At 31.8% G+C, this 5525-nt stretch carries 3 protein-coding genes; all 3 read right to left on the bottom strand.

Features of this window, described 5'->3' with window-relative positions:
- Window positions 1-86: 86 nt before the first annotated feature.
- On the bottom strand, window positions 87-3179 hold the full coding sequence (locus V7056_RS13585) for an efflux RND transporter permease subunit (RefSeq protein ID WP_499702763.1): 3093 nt from the start codon (window positions 3177-3179) through the stop codon (window positions 87-89).
- Between the two features lie 99 nt (window positions 3180-3278).
- Window positions 3279-4619 (bottom strand): sensor histidine kinase, encoded by a 1341-nt coding sequence (locus V7056_RS13580; protein ID WP_499702761.1) that lies wholly within the window; start codon window positions 4617-4619, stop codon window positions 3279-3281.
- On the bottom strand, window positions 4616-5299 hold the full coding sequence (locus V7056_RS13575) for a response regulator transcription factor (protein ID WP_499702760.1): 684 nt from the start codon (window positions 5297-5299) through the stop codon (window positions 4616-4618). The genes V7056_RS13580 and V7056_RS13575 overlap by 4 nt, the downstream gene beginning before the upstream one ends.
- Between the last annotated feature and the right edge of the window lie 226 nt (window positions 5300-5525).

Here is a 5525-nt window from a genome sequence, read left to right as displayed (position 1 = left end):
ACAATTTACATATGATCCTAAATAATAAGAGAACACATTTTTTTAATATATAAAAAGTGCCCCACTAAATTAGTGGGGCATCTTTTTTACTCTTCTATTTTTTTCTTCTTTCTACTCACTAATTGATAAATAACTGGGATGATGATTAGTGTTAAGAATGTAGATGTTGTTAAACCACCAATTACAGTTATTGCTAGACCTTTTGAAATTAATCCAGAAGTTGAGTTTGATACAGCCATAGGTACTAAAGCAAGAATAGTAGCCAATGCTGTCATTAGAATTGGACGTAGTCTCGTTTTAGATGCTTCAATTAACGCATCAATAACTTCTAATCCCTCACGACGGTTATGTTCAACTCGATCTAATAATACTACTGCATTTGTTACAACTATACCAATTAACATCAGTAATCCAATCATTGCACTCATCGATAATGTTTGATTAGCGATGAATAATGCTAGGAACGCACCCATTGGTACAAATATTAATGATGATAAAATAACTAATGGTGTTCTTAATCCACCAAATGTCATACTCATGATTAAGAATACTAATCCAACTGCGACAATCATTGCTAGACCTAAATCACTGAAACCATCAGTAATCATATCTAACCCGCCACCAATTTTCATTTCAACACTATTTGGTATATCAATTTTATTTAATTGATCTGTTACTTCTTTTGTGACAGCTGCTGTGTCTTTTCCTTTCACAGTCGCACTGATAGATGCATACATTTTTCCATCTTCATGGTTGATTGAAACAGGTGCATCTTTCTGAGAAATCTTCACATAGTCCTTAATTTCTTTAGGACCTGTAGCAGTCATAATTTTAATGTTTTCTAAATCTGCTTTTGAACTAGCTTTTTCTTCATAACCAACAGACAGTTTATTTGTTTCTCCGTTTAAGTCATAATCACCGATTTCAACATCATTGATATTTTCGTTAATTGCTCCCATAATTTGAAGCATTGAGATGTTTTCATCTAAAGCTTTATCACTTAAAGTAATTTCCCATTTAGGTTGTACGTCTTTTAAATTATTTGAAACGTTTTTCAAACGATCATCATCGTTTAATTCTTTTTCAATTTTTGAAGCAGCTTCTTTTAATTCATCAAAATTTGAAGAATATAAACTTACATCAATATTGTTTCCAGTTGGTGGACCATCTTGCGTGAATTCTTTTGCGTTGATTGTTGTACCATCAACTTTTGAATCAACAATTGCTGGAACTTCTTTATTAATTTTCGTGATGACTTTGTCCATATCATTACCATTTTTCAGGTTGACTTGGAATACAGCCTTATTTTTGCCACCATCCATGTTCATAACAAAGTCACGTTTACCACCGACAGTTGCCTGAACAGTATCAATTAAATCTGAATCTGCAAAGTAATTCTCTAATTCTTTCGCTACTTCATCAGATTGTTCAACCGTACTATTAGATGGAAGTGTAGCCGTTACTTGAAGTGTTTTATTTACACTACCTGGTAAGAATGAAAAGCCAAGAAATGGAATCATTGATAATGAACCAAGCAGTAATACGATCGATAATGATAGTACGATCCATTTACGTTTTAATGCAGTACGCAATAATTTTTCATAGTTTCTCATAAAACGTGTATCTGTTTTGTGCTCTTTTAATGGCTTTGTTAGGAATTTCGCTCCTAATGTAGGTATTAAAATAATCGCAACTAGTAATGATGTTAAAATTGATACAACCACTGAAATTGCAAATGGTCTAAAGAATTCTCCGATAATGCCACTTACAAATGCTAATGGTAAAAATACAACGATCGTAGCAAATGTTGAAGATGCAACTGCACCAATAACTTCTTTTGTTGCATATAAAGCTAATTCTTTTTTCTTAAATTGATTATTTTTTTCCTGTCTCCATCTGTAAATATTTTCAATAACAACGATACTATCATCAACAATTCGGCCAATCGCAACAACAAGACCACCTAATGTCATGATGTTTAATGTATAACCCATTGAATTTAATACAGCAATCGTAGCAAATATTGATATTGGTAGAGATAAAATTGAGATCAATGTTGCTCTAATATTACGTAAGAATAATAGAATTACCACAACTGTAAACAACGCACCTAGAAGTCCTTCCTTAATTAAAGAACTAACAGATTTCTCAATCTCTTTTCCGTTATCAAGAATAATATGTGTTTCTACCTTATGATCTTTTTTAAATTCTTTTACTTCTTTTTTAACTTCTGTAGCTACTTCAGCAGTATTTGAATCTTGTGTTTGAGATACTGATAAAATATAGCTTTCTTTTCCATTAAAACGTGAAATTTGTTCTTGAATTGAAACTACTTTTACATCAGCGATATCGGCAACTGTAACATTTTTCGGAGTCGAAGTTTGTACTTGTTGAGCCTGCTGGCCTTGTCCATTTGCCTGTGCACCCATTTGAGCTGATGCTCCATTTGATAATACTGTTTTTTCAATTTGTTTAACTGACTGTAGATTTCCCTTCATTCGAACGGATACTGTTTTCCCGTCATTCTCTACTGACCCTAATGGAATTGCATAATCTTGACCTTGAATTGCATTTTTAATTGTATCTAATGAAATTCCATATTGTGCTGCTTTTTTATTATCTACAACAATTTGGATTTCTTCTTCTTTAGTACCTTGTAAACTTACTTCACTAACTCCATTAACTTTTTTAATTTGTGGAAGTAAATCTTTTTCGATTGATTGTTGTAAGTCCTTCACATCACCATTATTTACAATTGCAACTTGGTAAATTGGTGTTGAATCAATTGCAATTCGTTGAACCGTTGCTTCTGCTTTTTCTGGTAAATCTGTTTTATTTAAAACACTATCAACATCTTTTTCAATTTTATCCATATCAGTTCCAAATGGATAAATTAAGAAGATCGATGCCATATTTTCGCTAGAAGAACTAGTTAGCTGATCATAATTTTCTAACTTCATTAGCCCTTCTTCAATTGGCTTTGTAATTTTTTCTTCTATATCCTCAGATGAAGCACCTGGGTAGACAACTTGAACTGCTACTGCTGGAAATGAAACATCCGGGAATGTTTCAATTTGGATTTTTTGAGCAGAAAAAATTCCACCTATTAATACTAGAACACTTAAAATAATAACAGCGATTGTGTTCTTTAAACTCAATTTCGTTAAACTCGAAAACATCTATTTTTCCCCTTTCAATAACTCTTACTTAATCATGTGAATAGTTTATCAAACATTTATGAACAGAATATGAACATTCTAATTTTTTCTAATACGTTCTTAACTTTTTGGTAGGATCACTGTAAAGCTTGTCCCTTCACCAATTGTGCTATTTACCATTATTTTTGCTTCATGCATTTCTATAATTTTTTGTACGATTGATAACCCTAGCCCTGTTCCATGCTTATGTCTAGACAGATCAGCTTGGAAAAACCGCTCAAATATTCGTTCAATGTTTTCTTTACTGATACCAATTCCGTTGTCTTTAATAATAACGGTGCATTCATGTGGTTGATCAATAATATCAACAGAAATAATTCCACCAATATTTGAATATTTAAATGCATTTTGTAAAAGATTAATCCAAACTTGCTCTAGTAATAACCGGTCTGCCTCTATTTTTGTTTGCGGTAAATTCAATATTAACTGAAGCTTTTTTCTTTCCCAATGTGGTTCCAAAGCAACAATGACTTTTCTGATTTGTTCATCTAAATGGTACTTAGTAGGTTCAAACGGATGCTGGTCTGAATCAAGTGATGCCAATTTTAACAATCTTTCACTCAATATAGATAAGCGTTCAGTTTCTTCTTCAATAATAGATATATAATGCTCTCTTTTTTCATCTACTAATTCCCTATTTTTCAACACTCTTGCAAACCCCTTAATCGAGGTTAAAGGTGATTGAATTTCATGTGATACGTTTGAAACAAACTCACTTCTCATTTCTTCTAACTTACCTAATTTCTCTATCATTACATTAAAATGTGTAGCTAAAAATCCTATTTCATCTTTCCTATTTACTGCAACCCGCACATCGTAATTTCCCTTAGATACTTCATTTGTAGCTTCTGTTAACGCCTTTATTGGTTTGACTAATAATTTTGCGACAAATAAGAATGTAATTGAGCCAATTATTAGTGTAGTAAGAAGACTAAAAAAGAGAATTCGATGCATTTTAAAGAAACCACGTTCAAAATTTGGCTGGATAAACAACGCATATTTATCTCCATTTTTCTCAAAGGGAATACCTACAAGATATGGATGTTTATCTGATTTTTTACTAACAGGAAAACGCTGTCCAGATAAAACAAATTCTATATTTTTTTTCTTAATAGCAAATTTTTTTGGGGCATTATTTTTACTGACCACTTTATTAGAAGCGTCATAAATTGTCAGACTGTAATTTTTACTAAGCATATTTAACGCAGTTTCTACTTGATTATCCTCATCATTGTTCTGATAAATTGAAATGAAATTTTCACCGACTTCGTTCAAATCTCCTTGAACTTCAGCAATAATATTTTTAATAAAATAATTCGATGCAATAAAAAAGGTAAAGACTAAGCTCAGGATGATGACTGAAATAAAAATAACGACTAACTTCGTATAAATGCTTTTCATGAACGTATTCCCTCTAATTTATAACCAAGTCCTCTTACAGTAACAATTTCCACGGTGGCGTTGATTTCTCTTAATCGTTCGCGTACTCGTTTAATATGTACATCCACCGTTCGCTCATCACCTTCATAATCAAGGCCCCATATTTGTTCAATTAAATCATTTCGTGTAAAAATTCTTCCACCTTGACTAGCAAGTTTGAATAAAAGTTCAAACTCCTTTAACGGAAGCATAATAGAATGCTGATCAACAGCTATTTCATATTTGATTTGATTGATGATTAGATTGCCAACATGAAGATTTTTATCAACTAATAATTGATATCTTCTAAGAAGCACTTTTACTCTAGCAACCAATTCTAATGGATCAAAAGGCTTTACTACATAATCGTCAACACCTAAATCAAATCCCTTTAATTTATCCTGAGATTCTCCCTTTGCTGTCACCATTAACACTGGAATATCATAAAATCGCTTTAGTTCTTTCGTGAATTCGTATCCATCTACCTCTGGCATCATCACATCTACCACCGCGATTTGAACTGGATTAGACTCAAGCAATGTTAAAGCTTTTTCTCCGTTTTCTGCTTCAATCACTGAGTAACCTTCTCCACTCAAAAAAATAGAAATTAACTCTCTAATATGATCATCATCATCAACAACTAATACATTAACAGTATTCATGTTTCTCACCTACTTAATTCCATTGTATACATTTGATGAATATATTATATAAGTACATTATGAACTTAATATGAATAAAGAAATCAGTCTTAGGACGTATCCGAATTAAATTTAATGAACACTAAAAAAAGAATGGCTTTATACCATTCACATCGGACAACAAAATAAATTGTAAAAAAATCAACCAAAATTATGTAACAAAACCTACGTTTGAAAATTAAATTAT

Origin of the sequence: Bacillus sp. JJ664, assembly GCF_036962205.1 — a bacterium.
Taxonomy (GTDB): domain Bacteria; phylum Bacillota; class Bacilli; order Bacillales; family Bacillaceae_G; genus Gottfriedia.
The sequence above is the reverse complement of the archived record's forward strand: the minus strand, read 5'-3'. Positions and strand labels throughout refer to the sequence as shown.

Coding starts and splice junctions, on each gene's coding strand:
- V7056_RS13575 (WP_499702760.1), bottom strand. CDS start 5,299: ATGAATACTGTTAATGTATTAGTTGTTGATGATGATGATCATATTAGA.
- V7056_RS13580 (WP_499702761.1), bottom strand. CDS start 4,619: ATGAAAAGCATTTATACGAAGTTAGTCGTTATTTTTATTTCAGTCATC.
- V7056_RS13585 (WP_499702763.1), bottom strand. CDS start 3,179: ATGTTTTCGAGTTTAACGAAATTGAGTTTAAAGAACACAATCGCTGTT.